Source organism: Streptomyces sp. NBC_00209 (genome assembly GCF_045206345.1).
Taxonomy (GTDB): Bacteria; Actinomycetota; Actinomycetes; order Streptomycetales; family Streptomycetaceae; genus Streptomyces.
In genome coordinates, this window is sequence record NZ_CP108121.1 from 1,432,309 (window position 1) to 1,452,820 (window position 20,512).

Annotated in this window: 17 protein-coding genes and 1 pseudogene; 3 read left to right on the forward strand and 15 right to left on the reverse strand. The window is 70.2% G+C overall.

Annotation, left to right across the window (positions count from 1 at the left end):
* Positions 1 to 40: 40 nt before the first annotated feature.
* Together OG867_RS06195 and OG867_RS06200 are read right to left on the reverse strand one after the other, a co-directional pair.
* Positions 41 to 529, reverse strand: a pseudogene (locus OG867_RS06195) (CobW family GTP-binding protein); the annotation flags it as partial.
* 19 nt (positions 530 to 548) lie between these two features.
* A complete protein-coding gene (locus OG867_RS06200; protein WP_406283450.1) occupies positions 549 to 1,709 on the reverse strand; it encodes a citrate synthase/methylcitrate synthase in 1,161 nt (386 codons plus the stop codon).
* A 135-nt stretch (positions 1,710 to 1,844) separates the two neighbouring features.
* Here OG867_RS06200 and OG867_RS06205 point away from each other — a divergent pair, with 135 nt between their 5' ends.
* The gene (locus tag OG867_RS06205; RefSeq protein WP_406283452.1) at positions 1,845 to 3,116 is read left to right on the forward strand and encodes a citrate/2-methylcitrate synthase; all 1,272 of its coding nucleotides are present in this window, start codon (positions 1,845 to 1,847) and stop codon (positions 3,114 to 3,116) included.
* Positions 3,117 to 3,156: 40 nt separating this feature from the next.
* Here OG867_RS06205 and OG867_RS06210 read toward each other — a convergent pair whose 3' ends face one another.
* A complete protein-coding gene (locus tag OG867_RS06210; protein ID WP_328902777.1) occupies positions 3,157 to 4,176 on the reverse strand; it encodes a LacI family DNA-binding transcriptional regulator in 1,020 nt (339 codons plus the stop codon).
* Positions 4,177 to 4,341: 165 nt separating this feature from the next.
* Here OG867_RS06210 and OG867_RS06215 point away from each other — a divergent pair, with 165 nt between their 5' ends.
* On the forward strand, positions 4,342 to 4,836 hold the full coding sequence (locus OG867_RS06215; protein ID WP_406283454.1) for a hypothetical protein: 495 nt from the start codon (positions 4,342 to 4,344) through the stop codon (positions 4,834 to 4,836).
* 19 nt (positions 4,837 to 4,855) lie between these two features.
* Here OG867_RS06215 and OG867_RS06220 read toward each other — a convergent pair whose 3' ends face one another.
* The 6 genes from OG867_RS06220 to OG867_RS06245 all read right to left on the reverse strand — a co-directional run bounded on the left by OG867_RS06220 (position 4,856) and on the right by OG867_RS06245 (position 11,664).
* Entirely contained in the window at positions 4,856 to 6,448 is a 1,593-nt protein-coding gene (locus tag OG867_RS06220; RefSeq protein WP_406283456.1) for a cation acetate symporter, read from the reverse strand.
* Positions 6,445 to 6,888, reverse strand: a complete 444-nt coding sequence (locus OG867_RS06225; protein ID WP_406290791.1) for a DUF485 domain-containing protein — start codon at positions 6,886 to 6,888, stop codon at positions 6,445 to 6,447. The genes OG867_RS06220 and OG867_RS06225 overlap by 4 nt, the downstream gene beginning before the upstream one ends.
* Before the next feature lie 131 nt (positions 6,889 to 7,019).
* Positions 7,020 to 7,697 carry a response regulator transcription factor gene (locus tag OG867_RS06230; protein ID WP_328902774.1) on the reverse strand — a complete coding sequence of 226 codons (678 nt, stop codon included), beginning with the start codon at positions 7,695 to 7,697 and terminating at the stop codon, positions 7,020 to 7,022.
* A complete protein-coding gene (locus tag OG867_RS06235; protein WP_406283458.1) occupies positions 7,694 to 8,857 on the reverse strand; it encodes a sensor histidine kinase in 1,164 nt (387 codons plus the stop codon). The genes OG867_RS06230 and OG867_RS06235 overlap by 4 nt, the downstream gene beginning before the upstream one ends.
* Positions 8,854 to 9,372: a DUF1453 domain-containing protein gene (locus tag OG867_RS06240; protein ID WP_406283460.1), complete on the reverse strand. Its 519-nt coding sequence runs from the start codon at positions 9,370 to 9,372 to the stop codon at positions 8,854 to 8,856. Before OG867_RS06240 ends, OG867_RS06235 begins: the two co-directional genes overlap by 4 nt.
* Positions 9,373 to 9,543: 171 nt before the next feature.
* On the reverse strand, positions 9,544 to 11,664 hold the full coding sequence (locus tag OG867_RS06245; protein WP_406283461.1) for a type IIA DNA topoisomerase subunit B: 2,121 nt from the start codon (positions 11,662 to 11,664) through the stop codon (positions 9,544 to 9,546).
* Positions 11,665 to 12,099: 435 nt separating this feature from the next.
* On the opposite strand from OG867_RS06245, the gene OG867_RS06250 reads away from it, so the two are divergent.
* Complete coding sequence (locus OG867_RS06250; RefSeq protein ID WP_018105354.1) at positions 12,100 to 12,330, forward strand: hypothetical protein; 231 nt, start codon at positions 12,100 to 12,102, stop codon at positions 12,328 to 12,330.
* Positions 12,331 to 12,432: 102 nt separating this feature from the next.
* On the opposite strand, the gene OG867_RS06255 is transcribed toward OG867_RS06250, so the two are convergent.
* The 6 genes from OG867_RS06255 to OG867_RS06280 all read right to left on the reverse strand — a co-directional run bounded on the left by OG867_RS06255 (position 12,433) and on the right by OG867_RS06280 (position 20,492).
* A complete protein-coding gene (locus OG867_RS06255; protein WP_406283463.1) occupies positions 12,433 to 13,263 on the reverse strand; it encodes a S1 family peptidase in 831 nt (276 codons plus the stop codon).
* Between the two features lie 165 nt (positions 13,264 to 13,428).
* On the reverse strand, positions 13,429 to 14,976 hold the full coding sequence (locus OG867_RS06260; protein ID WP_328902769.1) for an RNA polymerase sigma factor: 1,548 nt from the start codon (positions 14,974 to 14,976) through the stop codon (positions 13,429 to 13,431).
* A 304-nt stretch (positions 14,977 to 15,280) separates the two neighbouring features.
* Entirely contained in the window at positions 15,281 to 16,195 is a 915-nt protein-coding gene (locus tag OG867_RS06265) for a FadR/GntR family transcriptional regulator (protein ID WP_406283465.1), read from the reverse strand.
* Positions 16,196 to 16,331: 136 nt separating this feature from the next.
* Positions 16,332 to 18,104: an ATP-binding cassette domain-containing protein gene (locus OG867_RS06270; protein ID WP_406283466.1), complete on the reverse strand. Its 1,773-nt coding sequence runs from the start codon at positions 18,102 to 18,104 to the stop codon at positions 16,332 to 16,334.
* 144 nt (positions 18,105 to 18,248) lie between these two features.
* Entirely contained in the window at positions 18,249 to 19,013 is a 765-nt protein-coding gene (locus tag OG867_RS06275; RefSeq protein WP_406283468.1) for an NUDIX domain-containing protein, read from the reverse strand.
* Positions 19,014 to 19,187: 174 nt separating this feature from the next.
* Positions 19,188 to 20,492, reverse strand: coding sequence for a DUF4192 domain-containing protein (locus tag OG867_RS06280; protein WP_406283469.1), 1,305 nt, complete (start codon positions 20,490 to 20,492; stop codon positions 19,188 to 19,190).
* Positions 20,493 to 20,512: the final 20 nt, after the last annotated feature.

Below are 20,512 nucleotides of genomic sequence, written 5' to 3' on the forward strand. Positions count from 1 at the left end.
TCCGGCCCGGCGGCGGGACGCCCCTACGCGTCGTCGTCGCCGGGCTGTTGCACGTGTCGAAGAGCAGCTCGGGGTCCATGCGCCCGTACGTGGCCGGAATGACCGCGGCCGTGCTTCCGGTCTCCGCGACGGCCTTCCGGACGCGGGCCCACTCTTCGTCCCCGGCCCGGTCCGTCTTGTTGAGCACGACGAGATCGGCCACGGCGAGATGGCGGCCGATCTCCGGATGGCGCTCCCAGGTCGCCTCGAACTCGGCGGCGTCGACCACCTCGACCAGTCCCCCGTACACGATGTGCGGGTTGTCGCCGGCGGGGATCACGCGGACGAGCTCCTGCGGCTCGGCGAGGCCGCTCGCCTCGATGACGATGGCGTCGATCTCGATGGCCCCGAAGTCGTTGACGATCACGCCGATCCGGTTGCCCGCGCGGTGGAGCAGGAGGTGGTTGAGCAGCGTCGTCTTGCCGGATCCCAGGAATCCCGCGAGGACGACGACGGGGATACGGGGGCGGTGGGGCGACGACGAGCTCAACGGATGCCTTCCCGCGGGGTCAGACGGCCGGGACCGACTGCGGCGGGGGCGGGCCGACGTAGCGGGCCGCCGGGCGGATGATCTTGGAGTCCTCCGCCTGTTCCAGGACATTGGCGCTCCAGCCCACGACCCGCGCCGTGCAGAAGGTGGGCGTGAACATCTCACGCGGCAGCCCGCACAGCTCCATGACCACTCCGGCGTAGAACTCCACGTTGGTGTGCAGCTCGCGTCCCGGTTTGAGCTCGGCGAGGATCGCCTCGACCTGGCGCTCCACCTCGACGGCGAACTCCACGAGCGGGCCCCCGAAGCCCTGGGCGATGGACCGGAGCATGCGCGAGCGGGGGTCCTCGGTGCGGTAGACGGGGTGGCCGAAGCCCATGATGCGGTCGCCGGCGAGCACCCGTCCGCGGATCCAGCCGTCGATGCGGTCGGGGGTTCCGATCGCGTCGAGCGTGTCCAGGGCGCGGCTGGGGGCGCCGCCGTGCAGGGGGCCGGAGAGCGCTCCGACGGCGGCCACCAGGCAGGCGGCGACGTCCGCTCCGGTCGAGGCGACGACCCGTCCGGTGAACGTCGAGGCGTTGAAGCCGTGGTCCACGGTGGAGATCAGATACTGCTCGACGGCCCTGGCCCGGCCCTCGTCCGGGACGGAACCGGTGAGCATGTACAGGTAGTTGGCGGCGTGCGGCAGGTCGGCGCGTGGCTCGACGGGTTCGAGGCCCTGGCCGAGGCGGTGCAGAGCGGTCAGCACGGTGGGGACGGCGGCGCAGACGGCCAGGGCATCGGCCCGGCGTCGGCCCGCGTCGATGTCGTACACCGGCCGGAATCCGGCCGACGCTCCGAGCAGGGAGAGCGCTGTACGCAGCCCGGACAGCGGGCCGGACACCGCGCTCGCCCGCGCTATGGCGGGCAGCGCCTCGCGTAGCGCGTCGGGCAGTACGCGCAGGGCGGCCGTGCGGGCGGCGAAGTCGGCGCGGGCCTCCGGGCCTGGCAGCTCGCCCTCGGTCATGAGGTACCAGACGTCCTCGAAGCTACGGGTCTGCGCCAGCTCGACCGCCGAGTACTGGCGATAGTGATAGAAGCCCTCGCGGCCCCGGACGTCCCCGAGCGCCGTATCGGTCACGACGACACCCGCGAGACCTCGGGGGACGTCGAGCGGTGTTCCGCCGGTCATGGTCGTCATTGCTTCCTCCGTGGATAGTCGGGCGACTCCTTGATATTGATTCGACTGTCCATGCATGACTCGATTCCTGTCAATATTGATTGAATCAATATTCATGTATGGATACGGAGGCCGGCATATGGATACGGTGGCGACATGACGGAGCGATCAGAGGCGAACGGGCAGCGGCTCACGACGCGGGAGACGGCCGAGCGTCTGGGCGTGAAGCCCGAGACGGTGTACGCGTACGTCAGCCGGGGGCAGCTGAGCAGCAGCCGCGCGCCGGGCGGTCGCGGCAGTACGTTCGACGCGGCGGAGGTCGACGCACTGGCCCGGCGTACGGGGCGCAGGGAGACGACGTCGGCCCCGGGCGAGCCGGCCGTCCGTACCGGCATCACCCTCATCGCCGACGACCGCTATTACTTCCGGGGCGTGGACGCGACGGAGCTGGCCGCGCGCCACGCGTACGAGGAGGTCGCCGAGTGGCTCTGGACCGGTGAGTTGCGGCCGGGCGTCCGCTTCACGGCCCCGGAGCAGGCGGTGGCGGCGGCCCGGCGGGCGGTCGGTGCGCTGCCGGTGCACTGCGGGTCCACGGACCGGCTCCGGGTGGCGGTGGTGGCCGCCGCTGCCGCCGACCCGCTGCGCTTCGACCTGTCGCGTGAGACGGTGCTCGGCGGTGCGCGTGGCCTGATCCCGGCGCTGGTCGCGGCGCTGCCCACGGTGGTTGGCCGCGAGCGCGGCACGGGGGATCCGGGCGAACCTGACGTGTCCTCCGGTCTGGCCGCCCAACTGTGGCCGAAACTCACCGCCCGCCGGCCCGACGAACCCTCACTCGCCGCGCTGGACACTGCGCTTGCGCTGCTCATCGACCACGATCTGGCCGCTTCGACGCTGGCGGCCAGGGTCGCCGCATCGGCCCGGGCCCATCCGTACGCGGTGGTGTCGGCGGGGCTCGGCGTGCTGGAGGGCCCGTTGCACGGGGCGGCGAGTGGGCTGGCCCACCGCATGCTGGCCGAGGTCCTGGAGCGCGGTGGCGCCGCGCCGGTGGTGGCGGACCATCTGCGGGCCGGCCGCCGGGTGCCGGGGCTCGGGCACCGGCTGTACACGGGCGAGGACCCGCGCGCCCGTACGCTTTTCGGCCTGCTCGAACGCATCCCGCAGGCCGGACCGGCCCTGGCCGCCGCCCGCGACGTGGTGGCCACTACCGCGCGGGACGTCCCTCTGCACGCCAACGTCGACCTGGCGCTGGCCGTGCTCTCGGTCGCTTCGGGCATGCCCGCGGAGGCGGGAGAGACGGTGTTCGCGATCTCCCGTACGGCGGGCTGGATCGCGCATGCACTGGAGGAGTACGGGGAACGCCCGCTGCGGATGCGCCCCAGCGGGCACTACACCGGACCCCGGCCGCCCCAGCCGCTCCCGTCCCCGTAGGCACGCAATTGGCGGCTTCGGGGGTGCAAAATCCCGACGGTCAGCGGGAAGCCGAGCGCGGGGGCTGGGCCGTGGAACCCCGGACGACCAGTTCCGGTTCGAAGAGGAGCTCGTCCGACGGAACGGCGCGGCCACCGATCTGCACGGAGAGCAGTTCCACCGCGGCCCGCCCCATCGCCTCGATCGGCTGGCGGACGGTGGTGAGCGGGGGCTCGGTGCAGTTCATGAAGGCCGAGTCGTCGTATCCCACGACGGACACGTCGTCGGGCACCGACAGGCCACGCCGCCGCGCCGCACGCACGGCACCGAGAGCCAACGGGTCGCTGGCGCAGATGAAGCCGGTGACGCCCTCGTCCAGCAGGCGCGTGGCGGCGGCCTGCCCGCCCTCCAGCGAGAACATCGCCCGGGTCACCCACTCGTCCGGGATGGTCGTGCCGGATTCCTCCGCGAGCGTCCGGGCGGCGGCCAGCTTGCGCTGCGAGGGCATGTGGTCCGAGGGGCCGAGCACCAGGCCGATGCGCTCGTGGCCCAGCGACACCAGATGGCGCCACGCCTGTTCGACGGCCACGGAGTCGTCGCAGGAGACGCAGGGGAAGCCGAGATGGGCGATGGCCGCGTTGATCAGGACGACGGGGATCTTGCGGTCCGCCAGCACCTTGTAGTGGTCGTGCGGGGCGTCGGCCTGGGCGTAGAGACCACCGGCGAAGACCACGCCCGAGACCTGCTGCTGCAGAAGAAGTTCGACGTAGTCCGCCTCGGAGACGCCCCCCTTGGTCTGGGTGCAGAGGACCGGAGTGAGGCCCTGCTGGGCGAGCGCACCGCCGACGACCTCGGCGAACGCGGGGAAGATCGGGTTCTGCAGTTCGGGCAGGACGAGGCCGACCAGGCGGGCCCGTTCGCCGCGCAGCTGGGTCGGGCGCTCGTAACCGAGGACGTCCAGCGCGGAGAGGACGGCCTGCCGCGTGGCGTCGGAAACGCCCGGCTTGCCGTTGAGTACCCGGCTGACCGTGGCCTCGCTGACTCCAACCTTCTGTGCCACCTGAGCAAGTCGTCGCGTCATACGCGCAAGATTAGCGCAAGAAACGCAAGCAGATTGCGTGGGGTCGGAATCAGAGACGAATTTCAGCAAGTCCCCGAGGGCCGCCTCACCGGCGCCACCGTACCCGCCGCCGCCCGGCCCGGCACCCCTCGGGACATGAGTCGAGCCGCCCATACCCTCGCAGACATGAACGAGTTCCTGGGACCCGACGGCCGGCACCTGTCCCTGACCAATGGCGGTACGGCGGTGTTCGTGGACGTACTGACGCTCGCCGTCTCGGAGCTGGCCCGGGAACCCTGGGATTTCCGGTTCGCTGCCCTCCTGACGCTTCAGAACCAGAACGTGATGGGGCGCGGGGTGGTCGGCTTCGCTCTGGAGGAGCTCGACTGGGGCGAATCGCCGCAAGAGGCCGCCGCGGCCAAGGGTTTCCTGCTGCGCATCCTCGATCTGGCCCTGGCCCATCACCGGTGGGACGAGCTGACGTACGAACCGCCCCGGGCAGAGGGCTACTTGCGCACGTACCGGGCGATGCTCGAAGCCTTCGACCCCGCCACCGCGAAGGCCGGCGAGGAGGTCCTGCCCGGCCCGCAGGAGGCCGCCAGGGCCTCCTGCGTACGTCACCGTGTCCTGAACGGACTGCCGTTCTGGGAGGAGTGCGTGTTCTGCACGGATGAGGTCTGACTGTCGGGGCGGGCGGCGCTCAGACTGCCCCGGCCCCGGTCATCGCGCGCACCTCGATCTCCGCGTGCTTGGCCGCGTCCGGTGGCTCGTTCGCGGTGACCGTCCCGATCCAGCCTGCCAGGAAGCCCAGCGGGATGGAGACCAGGCCGGGGTTCTCCAGGGGGAAGACCTGGAAGTCGACGCCGGGGAAGAGCGAGCTGGGGCTGCCGGAAACGACCGGGGAGAGCACCACGAGCAGCACGGCGGGGATCAGCCCTCCGTAGACGGACCAGACCGCCCCGCGCGTGGTGAAGTTCCGCCAGAACAGCGAATAGAGCAGGACCGGGAGATTGGCGGACGCGGCAACGGCGAAGGCGAGCCCCACCAGGAACGCCACGTTGAGATCCTGGGCGAGTAGGCCCAGCCCGATGGCGGCGACGCCGATGCCTGCGGCCGCCACCCGGGCAACGGCCACCTCGCTGCGCTGCTTGGCGCCGGGCCGTTTGAGCGAGGCGTAGAGATCGTGGGCGACGGACGCCGACGAGGCGAGGGTGATCCCGGCGACGACGGCCAGGATGGTCGCGAAGGCGACGGCGGCGACCACGGCGAACAGGATCGTCCCCCCGGTGGAGCCCTCACCCCCGCCCAGCACCATCGCCAGCAAGGGCACCGCCGTGTTCCCGGCGGCATTCGACTCCCGTACGTCGGCCGAGCCGACCAGCGCGGCGGCCCCGAACCCGAGCACGATGGTCATCAGGTAGAAGCCGCCGATCAGGCCGATGGACCAGACGACGGACCGGCGGGCGGCGCGGGCGGTGGGGACGGTGTAGAAGCGGGACAGAATGTGCGGCAGCCCCGCCGTGCCCAGCACCAGGGCGAGGCCGAGGCTGATGAAGTCGATGCGCGCCGTCCAGCTCCCGCCGTACCGGAGTCCGGGCGACAGGAAGTCCTTGCCGTACCCGCTGCGGTCTGCGGCGGAGTTGAGCAACGCGTTGAAATTCCCGTGGAAGTGGACCAGCACGAGCACGGTGAGCACCACGGTGCCCGCCATCAGCAGGACCGCCTTGACGATCTGGATCCAGGTGGTGGCGCGCATCCCGCCGAGCGAGACGTACACGACCATGAGCGCCCCGACACCGACGACGGTCCAGGAACGGGCGGCACCGCTCGTACCGCCGAGAAGCAGCGCGACCAGACTCCCGGCACCGACCATCTGCGCCACCAGATAGAGCACGGACACGGTGACGGAGGACGTCCCCGCGGCAATGCGGACCGGGCGCTCCGCCATCCGGGCCGCGACCACATCGGCGAGGGTGAACCGGCCGCAGTTGCGCACGAGTTCGGCTACGAGCAGCAGAACGACGAGCCAGGCGACCAGGAAGCCGACCGAGTACAGCATGCCGTCGTAGCCGAACAGGGCGATCAGCCCCGAGATGCCGAGGAAGGAGGCGGCGGACATGTAGTCGCCGGCGATGGCGAAACCGTTCTCCATGGGTGAGAACAGTCGGCCGCCCGCGTAGAACTCCTCCGCCGAACCGTGCCTGTTGCGGCTGACCCACGTGGTGATGCCCAGGGTGACCGCGATGAAGGCGCTGAACAGCAGCAGCGCCAGGGTCTGGTGGTCGCCGCTCAACGCCCCGCCCCCCGTGTCATCTCCTGCGTCTCCCACCGCAGATCGAGCGCGGCCCGGTCCCTGCGCAGCCGCGCGTGCCGTGCGTACGCCCCGGTGAGCAGGAACGTCGTCAGGAACTGGCCGAGCCCCACGACCATCGCCACATTGACCGCCCCGGCCACCGGCCGCGCCATCAGCCCGGGCGCGGTCACCGCCGTGACGACATAGGCGAGGTACCAGACGAAGAAGGCCGTGGTGGCGGGTACGACGAAACGCCGGTAGCGACGGCGCACCTCCTGGAACGCCTCGCTGCGCTGCACCTCCAGATAGATGTCGGCCGCGCTGGGGCCACCGCGCGGTGCGGCCGGCCCGGGCACCACGGCGGGCGTGGAGCCGGCCGCGCCGTCCGGCTCGCCCCACCCGGAGGTCAGTGCGTCGTCCCACGGGTCGTCGAGCCGCATCGCTGCGGACTCGCGCCCTGCTTCCTTCTCCACCGAACAACTCCCCTTGTCCACGGACCACTTCGGCCGTGTATCCAAGAATGGGCAGATCGGGAAGATCCAGGGCACTTCATTCGCGAGACTTCACCTCTTCAGGTGAAGGATCTCCCGGGCGGGCGCACCATCCCCCGCTGGTACGCATAGCGCACCGCCTGAGCCCGGTCGCGCAGGCCCGCCTTGGCGAAGAGGTTGTTGATGTGGCTCTTCACCGTGGCCTGCGAGATGTGGAGAGCCCGGGCGATGTCCGCGTTGGACATCCCTTCGGCGATCAGGACCAGCACCTCGGCCTCCCGGGGAGTCATCCCGTCCGGCGGCTCCGGCTCACCGCCGCCACCGGTCAGGAGAGGCCCCTCGGTCACCTGCTCCAGGAGCCGGCGCTGCACCGTCGGCGAGAGCCCCGCCTCGCCCGAGAGGACGGCGTGGACGGCCCTCACGATCTCGTCACCCCCGGCGTCCTTGGTGAGGTAGCCCCGCGCCCCCGCCCTGAGCGCCGGAAACAGGGAGTCGTCGTCCGCGAAGGTCGTGAGCACCACGACCTGCGTGCCCGGGAACTCATCACGGATGCGCCGGGTCGCCTCCACGCCGTCGCAGCGGGGCATCCGCAGATCCATCAGCACCACGTCCGGCGCATGCTCGGCCACCTGCGCGACCGCTTCCTCCCCGTCCTTCGCCGATCCGACGACCTCGATGCCGGGCAGCAGGCCGAGCAGCATGACGATGCCTTCCCGTACCACCGCCTGGTCGTCGGCCACCACCACCCGCGCCGTCACGCGGGCACCCGCAGACTCACCACGAACCCCTCCTTGCCCGGGCCTGCCTCCAGCGTGCCGCCCAGCAACTCGGCGCGCTCCCGCATCCCGAGCAGACCGTATCCGGAGCCGCTGACAGCCAGGTCCGCTTCCGGACTCCGCCCTCCCGAGTCCTTGACCTCCAGCACGACGAAGTCGGGCTGGTACTCCAGCCGGAGCTGCACCCTGGCTCCGGGCGCGTGCTTGCGCACGTTGGTCAGGGCCTCCTGTGCCACCCGCCGGACCGCCTGCGACGCCTGGGCGGTCAGTGTGCGCCGCGTGCCCTCGACCCTGACCTCGGCCGGCTCAGCCGTCACCAGCTGCCTCAGGAAGTCCTCCACCGGTGACACCTCGCCCCGTAGTGCGGAGAGCGCCTGACGGGTCTCCGAGAGGCCCTCGCGGGCCATCGACCGGGCCGCGACCACCCGTTGCAGGACCTGATCCCGGAACTCCCCCGCGGGCTCTCTCTCGATCAGCAGGCGGGCGGCCTCCAGGTGCACCAGCTGCGCGGAGAGGCTGTGGGCCAGCACGTCGTGGATCTCCCGTGCAATCCTGGACCGCTCGTCCAGCGCGGCCCTCTCCGCCTCCGCGACCCGGGCCGCCCGTTCCTGGGCGAGCAGCCGTTGCGCAGCGCCACGGGCCTCGGCGTCCAGCCGGAGCACATACCCGGCGAGGCAGAGCCCGGCCGTGGTCACCGCGGTGGTCAGCCAGTCGTCGGTGTCGACCACCACATAGGCGCCGAGGGCCACCGCTGTGGCCGGAACTCCCGCCACCAGGGGCAGCCGCTCCAGAGCGGTGACGGCGCAGCCGCACCAGAGCACCGTCGCGGGCACCGTCGCCCCTGCCTGCCCCGCCCCGAATCCGGCCAGCACGAGCAGCCCGAGCAGACCGAGCGACGGCCACAGTCGGTTGTCGAGACTTGTCCGGAAGAAGGCGACGGCGAGCAGTGCGCAGACGAGCACTCCGATCAGCCCGACGACGATCTCCCAGGGCCCGAACAGCCCGTTGGTGAAGGTCCCCCACAGCATCAGAGTGAGCAGGGCGGTCCGCACGGACCAGCCGATCGCTCTGCGCGGGCGGCTGCGGGTGTCCCGGGCGAGCGCCTCCCTCGACGGCCAGCTTGTCCAGGCAACGGGTGTCACACGCGGTCCTTCCCCTCCTGCCGCACCGCGGCGCCGACGACGGGCCCACCGTGCGACCCGGATATCGCTGCGGCCCGGAGTGCCAACAGCCCCTGCCGTATCAGCAGCGTCGCCGCGAGAGCCGCCATCAGGGCGGGGCCGCCCTGATGCACGCCCAGCACCACCGCGACGCCGTACAGAGCCACGCGCAGGCCCAGTCCGCCGACCCAGACCAGGGCAGTGGCCCTGGTCCCCCTGCTCCACAGGGAGCCGTCCTCAGCACGCCAGACGCGGGATGTCCACGCCCACCCGGCACCGGTGAGCAGCCCGACGACGAGCTCGGCGCCCAAGACGATGGCCGAGGCTATCCGATGGTGCGGGTCGACGAGTCCGGGCTCCCGCAGGGCCATGAAAAGCAGAACGCCGGGCAGCACCCACCAGCGCCGGTCGCCGGAGATCCGTTGCGCCGAGCACTGACGGACCACGACGAGGACGATGACCGCGATGATCACCAAGGCATTGACAAGCCCGGACATGGGCGCCTCCGAGATGCGAGTAGTTCTGCATCTCCGAAGCTACGGAAGAGCCCAGCCCAGCAGATCGGCTCCCGGGTGGATCGTGGGTGGAGATGTCGTCTCCACCCACGGGTGGAGACGGCATCCGGGGCCCGACCGCGCCGAACGGCGGCCGGGCCCCGGAGCGGACGCTCAGACGTCGATGCGCGAGCGGTCCAGCGTCGCCGCCGAACTGGTGATGAACTCCTTGCGCGGCGCCACCTCGTTGCCCATCAGCAGGTCGAAGACCTTCTCGCTGGACTCCAGGTCACCGATGTTGATCCGCCGCAGCGTGCGGTGACGGGGGTCCATCGTCGTCTCCGCCAGCTGGTCGGCGTCCATCTCGCCCAGTCCCTTGTAGCGCTGGATCGAGTCCTTGTAGCGGATGTTCTTGCGCTGGAGTTCCAGCAGCCGCTGGCGCAGCTCGTTGTCCGAGTAGGTGTAGATGTACTTGTCCTGGCCCTTCTTGGGCTGGACCAGTTCGATCCGGTGAAGCGGCGGCACGGCGGCGAAGACCCGGCCCGCCTCGACCATCGGCCGCATGTACCGCTGGAAGAGCGTCAGCAGCAGGATCCGGATGTGGGCGCCGTCGACATCGGCGTCGACCAGCAGGACGATCTTGCCGTACCGGGCGGCGTCGATGTCGAAGGTGCGCCCGGAGCCGGCTCCTATGACCTGGATGATCGCACCGCACTCGGCGTTCTTCAGCATGTCGGAGACCGACGCCTTCTGAACGTTGAGAATCTTGCCGCGGATCGGCAGGAGTGCCTGGAATTCGCTGTTCCGGGCGAGCTTCGCCGTACCGAGCGCGGAGTCGCCCTCCACGATGAACAGCTCGCTGCGCTCCACGTCGTCGCTGCGGCAGTCAGCGAGCTTCGCCGGCAGGGAGGACGACTCCAGCGCCGTCTTGCGGCGCTGCGCCTCCTTGTGCTGGCGGGCCGCGATCCGGGTGCGAGCGGCCGCCACCGCCTTGTCGAGGACAGCCCTGGCCTGGGCCTTCGCGTCCCGCTTGGTGGAGGTCAGGAACGCCTTGAGCTCCTTGGCCACCACGTTGGCGACGATCCGGTTGGCCGCCGAGGTGCCGAGCACCTCCTTCGTCTGGCCCTCGAACTGCGGCTCCGCCAGGCGTACGGTCACGACCGCGGTGAGGCCCTCAAGGGCGTCGTCCTTGACGATGTCGTCCTCCGCCACGCGCAGCAGCTTCGCGGAGCGCAGCACCTCGTTGACCGTCTTGGTCACGGAGCGCTCGAACCCGGTCATGTGGGTGCCGCCCTTGGGGGTGGCGATGATGTTGACGAAGGACTTCACGTTGGTCTCGTACCCGGTGCCCCAGCGCAGCGCGATGTCCACACCCAGTTCGCGCGTGACCTCGGTGGGCGTCATGTGTCCGCGATCGTCCAGGACCGGCACGGTCTCCTTGAACGTGCCCTGCCCGGTCAGGCGCAGGACGTCGCAGACGGCCTTGTCCTGGGCCAGGTACTCGCAGAACTCGCTGATGCCCCCGTCGAAGCGGAACGTCTCCTCCGTCTTGCCCGCTCCGTCCAGGCCACGCTCGTCGCGCACGACGATGGTCAGGCCGGGGACGAGGAAGGCTGTCTGGCGGGCCCGCTGGTGAAGCGTCTCCAGGTTGAGCTTGGCGTCCTTGAGGAAGATCTGCCGGTCGGCCCAGTACCGCACCCGCGTGCCGGTGCGCGTCTTCGGGACACGCTTGCCCTTGCGCAGCCCGTTGTCCGGGTCGAACGGGCTGTCCGGGCCCTGCTCGGTGAAGATTCCCGGGACACCACGCCGGAAGCTGATCGAGTGGGTCGCACTGTTGCGGTCGACCTCGACGTCGAGCCTGGCGGAGAGAGCGTTGACCACGGAGGCGCCCACACCGTGCAGCCCTCCGGACGCGGCGTAGGAGCCGCCACCGAACTTGCCTCCGGCGTGCAGCTTGGTCATGACGACCTCGACGCCGGAAAGACCCGTCTTGGGCTCGATGTCGATCGGGATGCCCCGGCCGTTGTCCCGGACCTCGACGGAGTTGTCGTCGTGGAGTACGACCTCGATGTGATCGCAGTAGCCTCCGAGGGCTTCGTCGACGGAGTTGTCGATGATCTCCCAGAGGCAGTGCATCAGACCGCGGCTGTCGGTGGACCCGATGTACATGCCCGGGCGCTTGCGAACCGCTTCGAGCCCCTCGAGTACGAGCAGGTGCCGCGCGGTGTAGTTGGAACCGTCTCGGTCTGCTCCGGTCAGCAGCGCAGTGGACGGCACGGACGTATCGGCGGTCACGCGGTTCGCTCCTCGCTGAATTTCATTTGGGGCCCTGTGGGTCACGGGCTCGGCTTCGGTGCCGCTGTGAGGGTACCGATGCCTGGTGGAGCGGGTGAAACGCCACCCTAGAAGAACCTCACCCTAAACCAGACTCGCATACATGTTCGATCCCCCCGCAGGGGTGACGCACACATCACGTTCCCTTCCAGGCATGAACCATTTAGGCTCCGGGCACGTCCTCATCAACAACCGGCAAGCCAGCCGGCCCGGACTGACCAAGCCAAGCAACGCGAAAACCCGTAGCGCCACGCAATACGGCACATTCGCCGCGAACCGGCAACAGACAGCCATCCCGAGAAGAAGTTTCGAAGAAAAGCCACGAGCGGGAACGTTTTCGGCCTGGTTGGATGTTGACCCTGGTACGACAGCTCGTCGAGCTAGAGAAGAGGCGACGTGACTACTGTTCTGACCCCCGCGAGCCCGCTGACCGCAGCAGACCGCTGTGACCGTTGCGGCGCCCAGGCTTACCTGCGCGTCGTACTCATCAGTGGCGGTGAACTGCTCTTCTGCGCCCACCACGGTCGCAAGTTCGAGCCGGAACTCAAGAAGATCGCCGCGGAAATACAGGATGAGACGGACCGACTGACGGCCGTGCAGGCCCAAGCCGCCGAAGAGGAACACTGACACCTCTGCATCCACGACGAGCCAGGGGCCGATCCCGGACCGGCCGACGGGCGGCCTCCCGTGAGGGAAGCCGCCCGTTCTCGTACCTGCGGAGTCGCGCCGTCAGCCGGCGTTCGCCATCCAGCCGATGGCCGCGGAGATCCGCGTGTAGACACCGGGGCTTCCGGCACGCCCGCAGCCGTTCCCCCACGACACCAGCCCCACGAGCCTCCCCTGCGCCACCAGAGGCCCTCCGCTGTCCCCCTGGCAGGCGTCGTACCCGCCCTCGGGTTCGCCCGCGCAGAGCATCGATGAGGCGTCGTACGTACCGGTGCTGCCGCCCGGGTATGCCTGTTTGCACGAGCTGTCGGGCAGGACGTCCACCTGGGCGGACCTGAGCGATGACGCGTAGTCGCCGTATCCGGTGGTGTCACCCCATCCATAGACGACGGCGGGTGTCCCCGCCTTGTACGCCGAGTCACCGGCCTCGGCCAGGGGGATCGCGTCCCCCTGGGGCAGCGCCTCGGACAGGGTGAGCACCGCGACGTCCCCGCTGTTGGTGGCGGCTTCGAACCCGGGGTTCACCCACGTCCCGCTCACCGGGATCTCCTTGCCGCCCGTGCCGTTCAGCTCGTCCCGGCCGGAGATGATCCGCAGATCGCTCACCTGGTCCACATCGGTGCCCAGCGCCTCCCTGCTCAGGCAATGGGCGGCGGTGAGCACCTTCTTCGGCTCCACCACGACCCCGCCGCAGAACTGACCGGCCCGGGTACCCCCGAACCGGTCACGGCTGGACAGCGCCACCACCCAGGGGCTGTCCGCCACGTGGGCCGGCCGGCCTCCGATGATGATGCTGTCAGCGACCGCCGGAGCGGAGGAAGCGAGCGGTATCACGGCCGTGGTTGCGGCAAGGGCGAGCGCCCCGGTCAAGGTGCGGACGACAGTGCGGGACATGCGTACTCCTGACTCTGTGATGGACCATGCCTACCCAGAGTCATTCCAGCGACACCGATGCGCACCTCCGCCTTGCACCTCACGTGAAGACCGGGACGCGACGCAGCGAGGGCTCGGATCCCCTAGGGGATCCGAGCCCTCGCTGCGTCGTGACGCCGTTGCGGCCTAGTCGAGGTAGTCGCGCAGGACCTGAGAGCGCGACGGGTGGCGCAGCTTTGACATGGTCTTGGACTCGATCTGCCGGATGCGCTCGCGCGTCACGCCGTAGACCTTGCCGATCTCGTCCAGCGTCTTCGGCTGTCCGTCGGTGAGGCCGAAGCGCATGGAGACCACACCCGCCTCACGCTCGGACAACGTGTCCAGCACCGAGTGGAGCTGTTCCTGGAGAAGCGTGAAGCTCACCGCGTCGGCCGGGACGACCGCCTCGGAGTCCTCGATCAGGTCACCGAACTCGCTGTCCCCGTCCTCACCCAGCGGGGTGTGGAGGGAGATCGGCTCACGGCCGTACTTCTGGACCTCGATGACCTTCTCGGGGGTCATGTCGAGTTCCTTGGCCAGCTCCTCCGGGGTGGGCTCGCGGCCCAGATCCTGGAGCATCTGGCGCTGGACACGGGCGAGCTTGTTGATGACCTCGACCATGTGCACCGGGATACGGATGGTGCGCGCCTGGTCGGCCATGGCGCGGGTGATCGCCTGACGGATCCACCAGGTGGCGTACGTGGAGAACTTGTAGCCCTTGGTGTAGTCGAACTTCTCCACCGCGCGGATCAGGCCGAGGTTGCCCTCCTGGATCAGGTCCAGGAAGAGCATGCCGCGGCCGGTGTAGCGCTTGGCCAGCGACACCACGAGACGGAGGTTGGCCTCCAGCAGGTGGTTCTTGGCACGACGGCCGTCCTCGGCGATGATCTCCAGCTCGCGCTTGAGCTTGGGAGCGAGCTTGTCGGAGTTCGCCAGCTTGTCCTCGGCGAACAGACCCGCCTCGATGCGCTTGGCGAGCTCGACCTCCTGCTCGGCGTTGAGGAGCGGGACCTTACCGATCTGCTTGAGGTAGTCCTTGACCGGGTCGGCGGTGGCACCGGCGACGGCGACCTGCTGCGCGGGCGCGTCGTCCTCGTCGTCGTCGGAGAGGACGAAGCCCTTGTTCTCGCCCTCGCCCTCCTCTTCCTCGCCCTTGCCGGCCTTGACCTCCTCGACGGCCTCGTCGCCGTCGAGGATCTCCTCGTCCTGCTTGCCGGCCTTCTTGGAGGCCGTCTTCTTGGCCGCCGTCTTCTTCACGGCGGTCTTCTTGGCTGCCGTCTTCTTGGCTGCGGCCTTCTTCGCGGGCGCGGCCGCGGGAGCCTCCTCGGCCGCCGGGTCCGCGGGCTCGGCGGACGGTGCGGCGGGCGCCGCCACAGTCCGCGTCACCGTCGTCTTGGCCGCGACGGTCTTGGTGGCGGTGCGCTTGGCCGGGCTCTTCGCTGCAACGCTCTTGCGGGCGCGCTTCGACGGCTCCGCGGCACTGACCATCAGCGTCACACCCTCTTCCTCGAGGATCTGGTTGAGGCTGCGCAGAACGTTCTTCCACTGGGTTGGCGGAATCTGGTCAGCCTCGAAGGCCCGACGCACGTCATCGCCGGCGATCTGCCCATCAGCCTTTCCCCGCTCAATGAGCGCCATCACAGATTCGGACTCGGCGATCTCCGGCGGGAGCGTACGGGATGTGCTGGCCGACACGAACAACCTCTCGGAACGATGGAAACGGCTTCCGGTCCGGCCCGAAGAGGGCTGGAACCGACGACCGGCGGGCAGGGAATGCACCGACGGCGCGGGCTTGGCCTCAGAACTGCACAGCGCCCTGGACGGCTGCTGTATTCCTTCTGCGACGGTCACCTCTTAAGTCATCGCGCTGTTTCAAGGAGTGTTACGGCCGTTCCGCGTGGCCCGAGTCACACCCCATTTGCGATGAACGCGACCAAGGCGACATCTCTCCGCCCCGTGCCGCCGGACCCGAGGCCCGACGGCACCGCCCGCGCCCCAGTCAGTGCTGCTCGCGCGGCGCCGGCACCACGCGTTCCGTCTCGTGGTGCCCGACCAGCAACTGGCGCATGGCCGACTCGGCGCCGGCCGAGTCGCCGGACGCGAGGGCGTCCACGATGCGCGCGTGCAGGGCGAGCGACGCCTCACTGGGCCGGTCACATCCGGTGGCCGGGCCGCCGGACACCTGCAGCGCCGCGGAGACGATCCCGGAAAGGTGCTCCAGCATGCGGTTGCCCGCGGCCTGGATGAGCAGGGAGTGGAACTCCGCGTCGGCACGGGCGCACGTGATCATGTCGCCCTGACCGAGCGCGTGCCCCATGATCTCGACCATGTCGACAAGGCGCTGCTGAAGATCCTCACGCCCATGCCCTGCGGCAAGGCGGGCGGCAAGTGGCTCGATCGTCCACCTGAGATCACCCAGCTCACGGCGCTGGTCATCACGCTGCGGGCCGAAGGCGCGCCATTCGATGATGTCGGGATCGAGCAGATTCCAGTCACTGACCGGCCGCACCCGGGTACCGACATTGGGGCGGGCGCTGACCAGCCCCTTCGCCTCCAGTACGCGCAGCGATTCGCGCACGACGGTCCTGGAAACCTCGAAACGCTGGCCGATCTCCTCGGGCACCAGCGGGCGGTCCGCACCGAGGTCGCCGGAGACGATCATCTGCCCCAGCTGCTGAACAAGTTGGCCGTGGAGCCCGCGGCCACGGCTGGCCGAGCCCCGTCGGCCCACCCGGCCGAGTTCGGCTTCGGCACCATCCCAGGAGCGTGCGGCGGCGCGCTCGCCGGGCGGCGCCTCCGCGTACGAGTAGCGGTCGAGTCCGCCCGAGCCGGCGAGGCCGGAATCGGCGGAGCGGGCGGTGGTCATCATGGTGTGCGCAAGGGTACTCACGCATCCTTTGTCGGCGGGTCCCATCCACCCCTTGAGGTCTTTGCTGAAAAGCACACGAAAGGGTGATCGGCACCCGCCCCTCAATTGACGCCTTACTGGCATAAACAGGACGTTTCACAGTGGGGGATGCGGAGAGACCATCCCCCGCCGCGCCTCGCACTCACCAACGCACCCTCCCCCGAAGACCGGTGAGAAGAAACGCGCAGGTCAGGACCGACAGAGACAGCGCCAGAGCCGCCCCCACGGGCTGCGCCACGATCCTCGCACCGGCCAGCATCCACCGGTCCGCCTCCCCCGGCCACTGGAGCCAGGCCAGGTCCCGCAGCCGGCCCGGAAGCCCAGCCATCGAACGCGTGCTCGCCACATTCGGCACTCGCTCGACGAGCGGCACCATCACCACGGGTACGGCGAGCACGGCGGCGATGCCCGCGGTCGCCACCCGGAAGACGCCGGCGGCCAGCAGGCCGGCCCAGGCGCAACCGACGGTCAGAGCGGACCAGCTCACCGCCGGCGACACCACGTTCGAGGGGACGTCGAGCAGGCTTCCGCCGTATACGACGCGCAGGGTCGCAGCCGAGGCCAGCACGACGAACAGCGCCAGCAAGAGGGCGACTCCCCCGGCCACCACCAGTTTGGCGAGGAGCAGCCCCAGCCTGCGGGGCACGCTCCCCCGCCCTGCGGCGAGTGCTGGATAGCGAAACTCGTCGCCGAAGGAGAGTGCCCCGAGGAGCCCGGCCCCGAGTGCGGCCGGCGGAAGCGGCAGCAGCGAGGGCCAGGCGGCGATCACATGGACGAGCGGGGTGCGGCCGTCGCGGGCCAGCAGTACGGAGAGACCTACGGAAACGGCCAGAACGACGCCCAGGATCACGGCCGTCGTCCGCACACCGAAGAGGCGGCGCAGTTCGTACCGCACCGGCCGCAACGGCCCTCGGGCCGGGCGCCGCCTGATCGGCGGCGGAAGCGCGCCCCGCACGGCTGGGCGCCGGAGAAGGGAGGATGCGCCGGAGTGGTCATCGACGGCGTGGCGGCCGGCCAGGGCGTCGGTCGCGCCCGCCGGACGCATGTCGCCCACTTCGTCGGCGAGCTGGTGAACGGGAAGTCCGTGCCGGAACGCGGCGTCCCCCACTTCCGCGCAGCTGCTGCCGTACACGGAGAGCCGGTTGCCGGCCGCCTCGGCGACGACCTCTACGGATCGCCGGGCAGCACGCGCTTCCCGGCTGACGATCGCGGCGAGGCGGGCGGCCTGCGGGGAGCGGACCGCCACACGAGGCCGCAGGCGGGTACGGGAAAAGGCGACGCCGTCCTGGTCGGCGACCACGCGCCCACCATCAAGGGTGACCACATGGCCCGCCGAGCGCGTGGCCTCCTTGGGGTCCCTGGTCGCGAACAGCACGGTCCCGCCGCGTTCTGCGTGGGAGCGCAGCATGCCGTGCACCCAGTCCGCCTCCCTCGGCGTCAGACCCTCGACCGGATCGTCCAGAAGGAGCGTGTGCGGGTCCCCGAGCAACGCGCAGGCGAGCGCCAGCCGACGATCCATGCCGAGGGAGAGCGTGGCGATGCGCTGATCCCGAAGACCGGCAAGGTCCACCGCGTCGAGCAGTTCGTCGGCTCTGGATACGGGTACGCCCGCCGCGGCGCAGAGCATGCGGAGTTGCCCTCGAACGGTGCGGGCGGGGTGCCCCGGCACATCACCCAGCACCACTCCCACCTCACCGGCCGGGTTCGGAACGCGATGCAGCGGCCGGCCACGGAAGTAGGTCACCCCCCGGCCCGGCTCCAGTTCGAGCATCAACCGCAGAGCCGCGGTCTTGCCGGAACCCGGCGCCCCCAGCAGTGCGGTGACACATCCCGGCTCCGCGTCGAAGCTGAGGTCGTCCACTGCGAGGGCTTGTCCACGGGAGGGGGCGCTGGTGAGTCCGATGGCCTGGAGCATCGCTTCTCTCGCAGGTACGGGGACGGCGAAGGCGGAGCCGCCCGGCGGCGAGTGAGTACCGCAGCACGATAACCCGACATATTGGACTTTTGACGCAAGGTGAGGCGCGCGGCGCCCCGGGCCTCCCGCCAGGGCGGGGAGGACCTAGACCTCGGGCCTCAACATCGGCGGGTTGAGCACGGTCGCCGTCCCCGACCGGAACAGCTGAGCCGGGCGGCCCCCCTGCCGGGTGGTCGTGCCCCCGGTCGGCACCAGGAAGCCCGGCGTACCCGTCACCTTGCGGTGGAAGTTCCTCGGATCCAGCACCACGCCCCACACCGCCTCGTACACCCGGCGCAGCTCGCCGACCGTGAAGGCGGGCGGGCAGAAGGCAGTGGCCAGCGAGGAGTACTCGATCTTGGACCGGGCCCGCTCGACCCCGTCGGCAAGGATCTTCGCGTGATCGAAGGCCAACGGCGCCTGATGCTCGCCATCCGGTGCGTACACGCCCTCGGGTCCAAGCAGGTCGTCGACAGGCGCCCATCGCGCACTGTTCGCGTCGCCGCCCGCCCTGGGAGCGGGCAGATCGGGAGCCAGCGCGAGATGGGCGACGCTGACAACCCTCATCCTCGGGTCCCGGGCGGGATCCCCGTACGTGGCGAGCTGTTCCAGGTGGGCGCCGTTGCCTACGGCCGGGGCAGCCGGATCCTGCGCGCACAGACCGGTCTCCTCGACAAGCTCACGTGCCGCTGCGGCGCCGAGATCCTCGTCGGCCCTGACGAAGCCGCCCGGCAGTGCCCACCTGCCCTGGAACGGAGTCTCGCCCCGGCGTACCACCAGCGCGCAGAGGGCGTGCCGACGCACCGTGAGCACCACCAGGTCGACGGTGACGGCGAACGGCGGAAAAGTCGACGGGTCGTAGGGCGGCATGCCGCGATCATAGTCGTCTTCCTGACGATAAACACTCCCTTCCCGGTGACTCTTCACCGGTCTCCGGAGCACCCTCCCGGGCGTCCGGAAGAGCGCGGGCCGAGCATCCCCGTTTCGCCGCGAGGCATACGACCGGCCTCGCGTGCGGCGCCGGGGCCCGGCGCCGCACGGGTGTCAACGGCCGGTCTTGGTCCCGCGACGCCCTTGTGCCCCGGGCCGGGCGGACCGTCGCCTGTCCGCCGTGCCCGGGCCGGGCCGACTGGAACCAGGGCGCGTCCTGGCGCGCCCGGCCGGCTTCACCCGTGCGGGACGGGCCCCCGCGACCCGTTCCGCACGCCGGACGTGCTGGGCTGTCCGCGCGCTGCGCTCGCCTCGCAGACAGCGCCGCAGCGTTTCCGGGTCGAGCCCCTGGTTGCACGCCTCGTGCAGCAGTTGCGCGAAGGTGTAATGCGGATCGAGGCGCAGGGCGAGCCCCAGAGCGACGCGCGCCGCCGGTTCGTCGCCGGTCGACCAGGAGACCCACCCCGCCAGGGTGAGAGGAGCCGCGGCATGTTCCTCGTACGGGGCGACGCAGCGGCGGGCCAGCGCTCGCCAGAGCCTCAGGGCGGCATACACCTTCGGCCCTTCCATCCACTCGGCCGCCCGGTCGCGGGTCTCCCTGTCCTGGAGACCGAGGATCATTGACGCGGCCTCCTCGTCGCTGATCAGTCTGTCGTCGTTGATGTCCGCGAGGGATGGCGTCGTTGCGGGTGCTTTCCCGAGTCGGTCGATCAGGCGGGCGGCGAGCTTCAGCGTTTCCCCGCTGAGCTCCTGGCGGCGTTCCTGGTCGAGCAGCAACGGCACCATCGCGCTGCCGGCCGCGTCCAGGGCGCACAGTTGGGCGGCAGTCGATGTGCGAGTGAACGGGGTGAGCCTCGCCTCCATCTCGCGCAGCGATCCCCGCACCTGAATGCCGGCATAGGTGGCCGCCGCCGCCATCACCGAGGTGCCGGGCATGGCCAGCAGGTTGCCTTCTGCCGGGCAGCATCGGGCATCGGGGCAGACATAGGACCAGAAGCGGTTCCCCGAGATGCACAGCACTTCGAGGACGGGCACGTCCAGCGCTCCGCACGCCGTACGCAACCGCTGGGCGAAGGGCCGCAGACGCTCCATGGTCCGATTGCCCGTCTCGCCGTCCGCCGGGTCCTGGCAGAGGAAGACGACGATGGCGTCGGGCCGGGCGTCACGCCGCTCGCTTCCTTTGATCAGGCACTCGGCGAGCTGGTCGGCGACCGTCGGCCATTCCAGCGGGGACTGCGGGATGCCGAGCCTGAGCCTGGATCCGAACCGGCCTCGGCCACCGTGCAGGGCGACCATCACCACGCTGTCGCTCGGGTGGAAGCCCATGAGATAGGGGAGAGCGTCGGCCAGCTCGGCCGGGCCTCGCAGGGTGATCTGCTGTTCCTCGGAGGGACCGGTTGATTCGGGGTGCTTGTTCATGGCCAGACCGTCTCGCGGAC

Coding starts and splice junctions, on each gene's coding strand:
- OG867_RS06200 (WP_406283450.1), bottom strand. CDS start 1,709: ATGACGACCATGACCGGCGGAACACCGCTCGACGTCCCCCGAGGTCTC.
- OG867_RS06210 (WP_328902777.1), bottom strand. CDS start 4,176: ATGACGCGACGACTTGCTCAGGTGGCACAGAAGGTTGGAGTCAGCGAG.
- OG867_RS06240 (WP_406283460.1), bottom strand. CDS start 9,372: ATGTCCGGGCTTGTCAATGCCTTGGTGATCATCGCGGTCATCGTCCTC.
- OG867_RS06265 (WP_406283465.1), bottom strand. CDS start 16,195: ATGGGACCCGCCGACAAAGGATGCGTGAGTACCCTTGCGCACACCATG.
- OG867_RS06225 (WP_406290791.1), bottom strand. CDS start 6,888: ATGCGGCTCGACGACCCGTGGGACGACGCACTGACCTCCGGGTGGGGC.
- OG867_RS06280 (WP_406283469.1), bottom strand. CDS start 20,492: ATGAACAAGCACCCCGAATCAACCGGTCCCTCCGAGGAACAGCAGATC.
- OG867_RS06205 (WP_406283452.1), top strand. CDS start 1,845: ATGACGGAGCGATCAGAGGCGAACGGGCAGCGGCTCACGACGCGGGAG.
- OG867_RS06275 (WP_406283468.1), bottom strand. CDS start 19,013: ATGCCGCCCTACGACCCGTCGACTTTTCCGCCGTTCGCCGTCACCGTC.
- OG867_RS06215 (WP_406283454.1), top strand. CDS start 4,342: ATGAACGAGTTCCTGGGACCCGACGGCCGGCACCTGTCCCTGACCAAT.
- OG867_RS06270 (WP_406283466.1), bottom strand. CDS start 18,104: ATGCTCCAGGCCATCGGACTCACCAGCGCCCCCTCCCGTGGACAAGCC.
- OG867_RS06255 (WP_406283463.1), bottom strand. CDS start 13,263: ATGTCCCGCACTGTCGTCCGCACCTTGACCGGGGCGCTCGCCCTTGCC.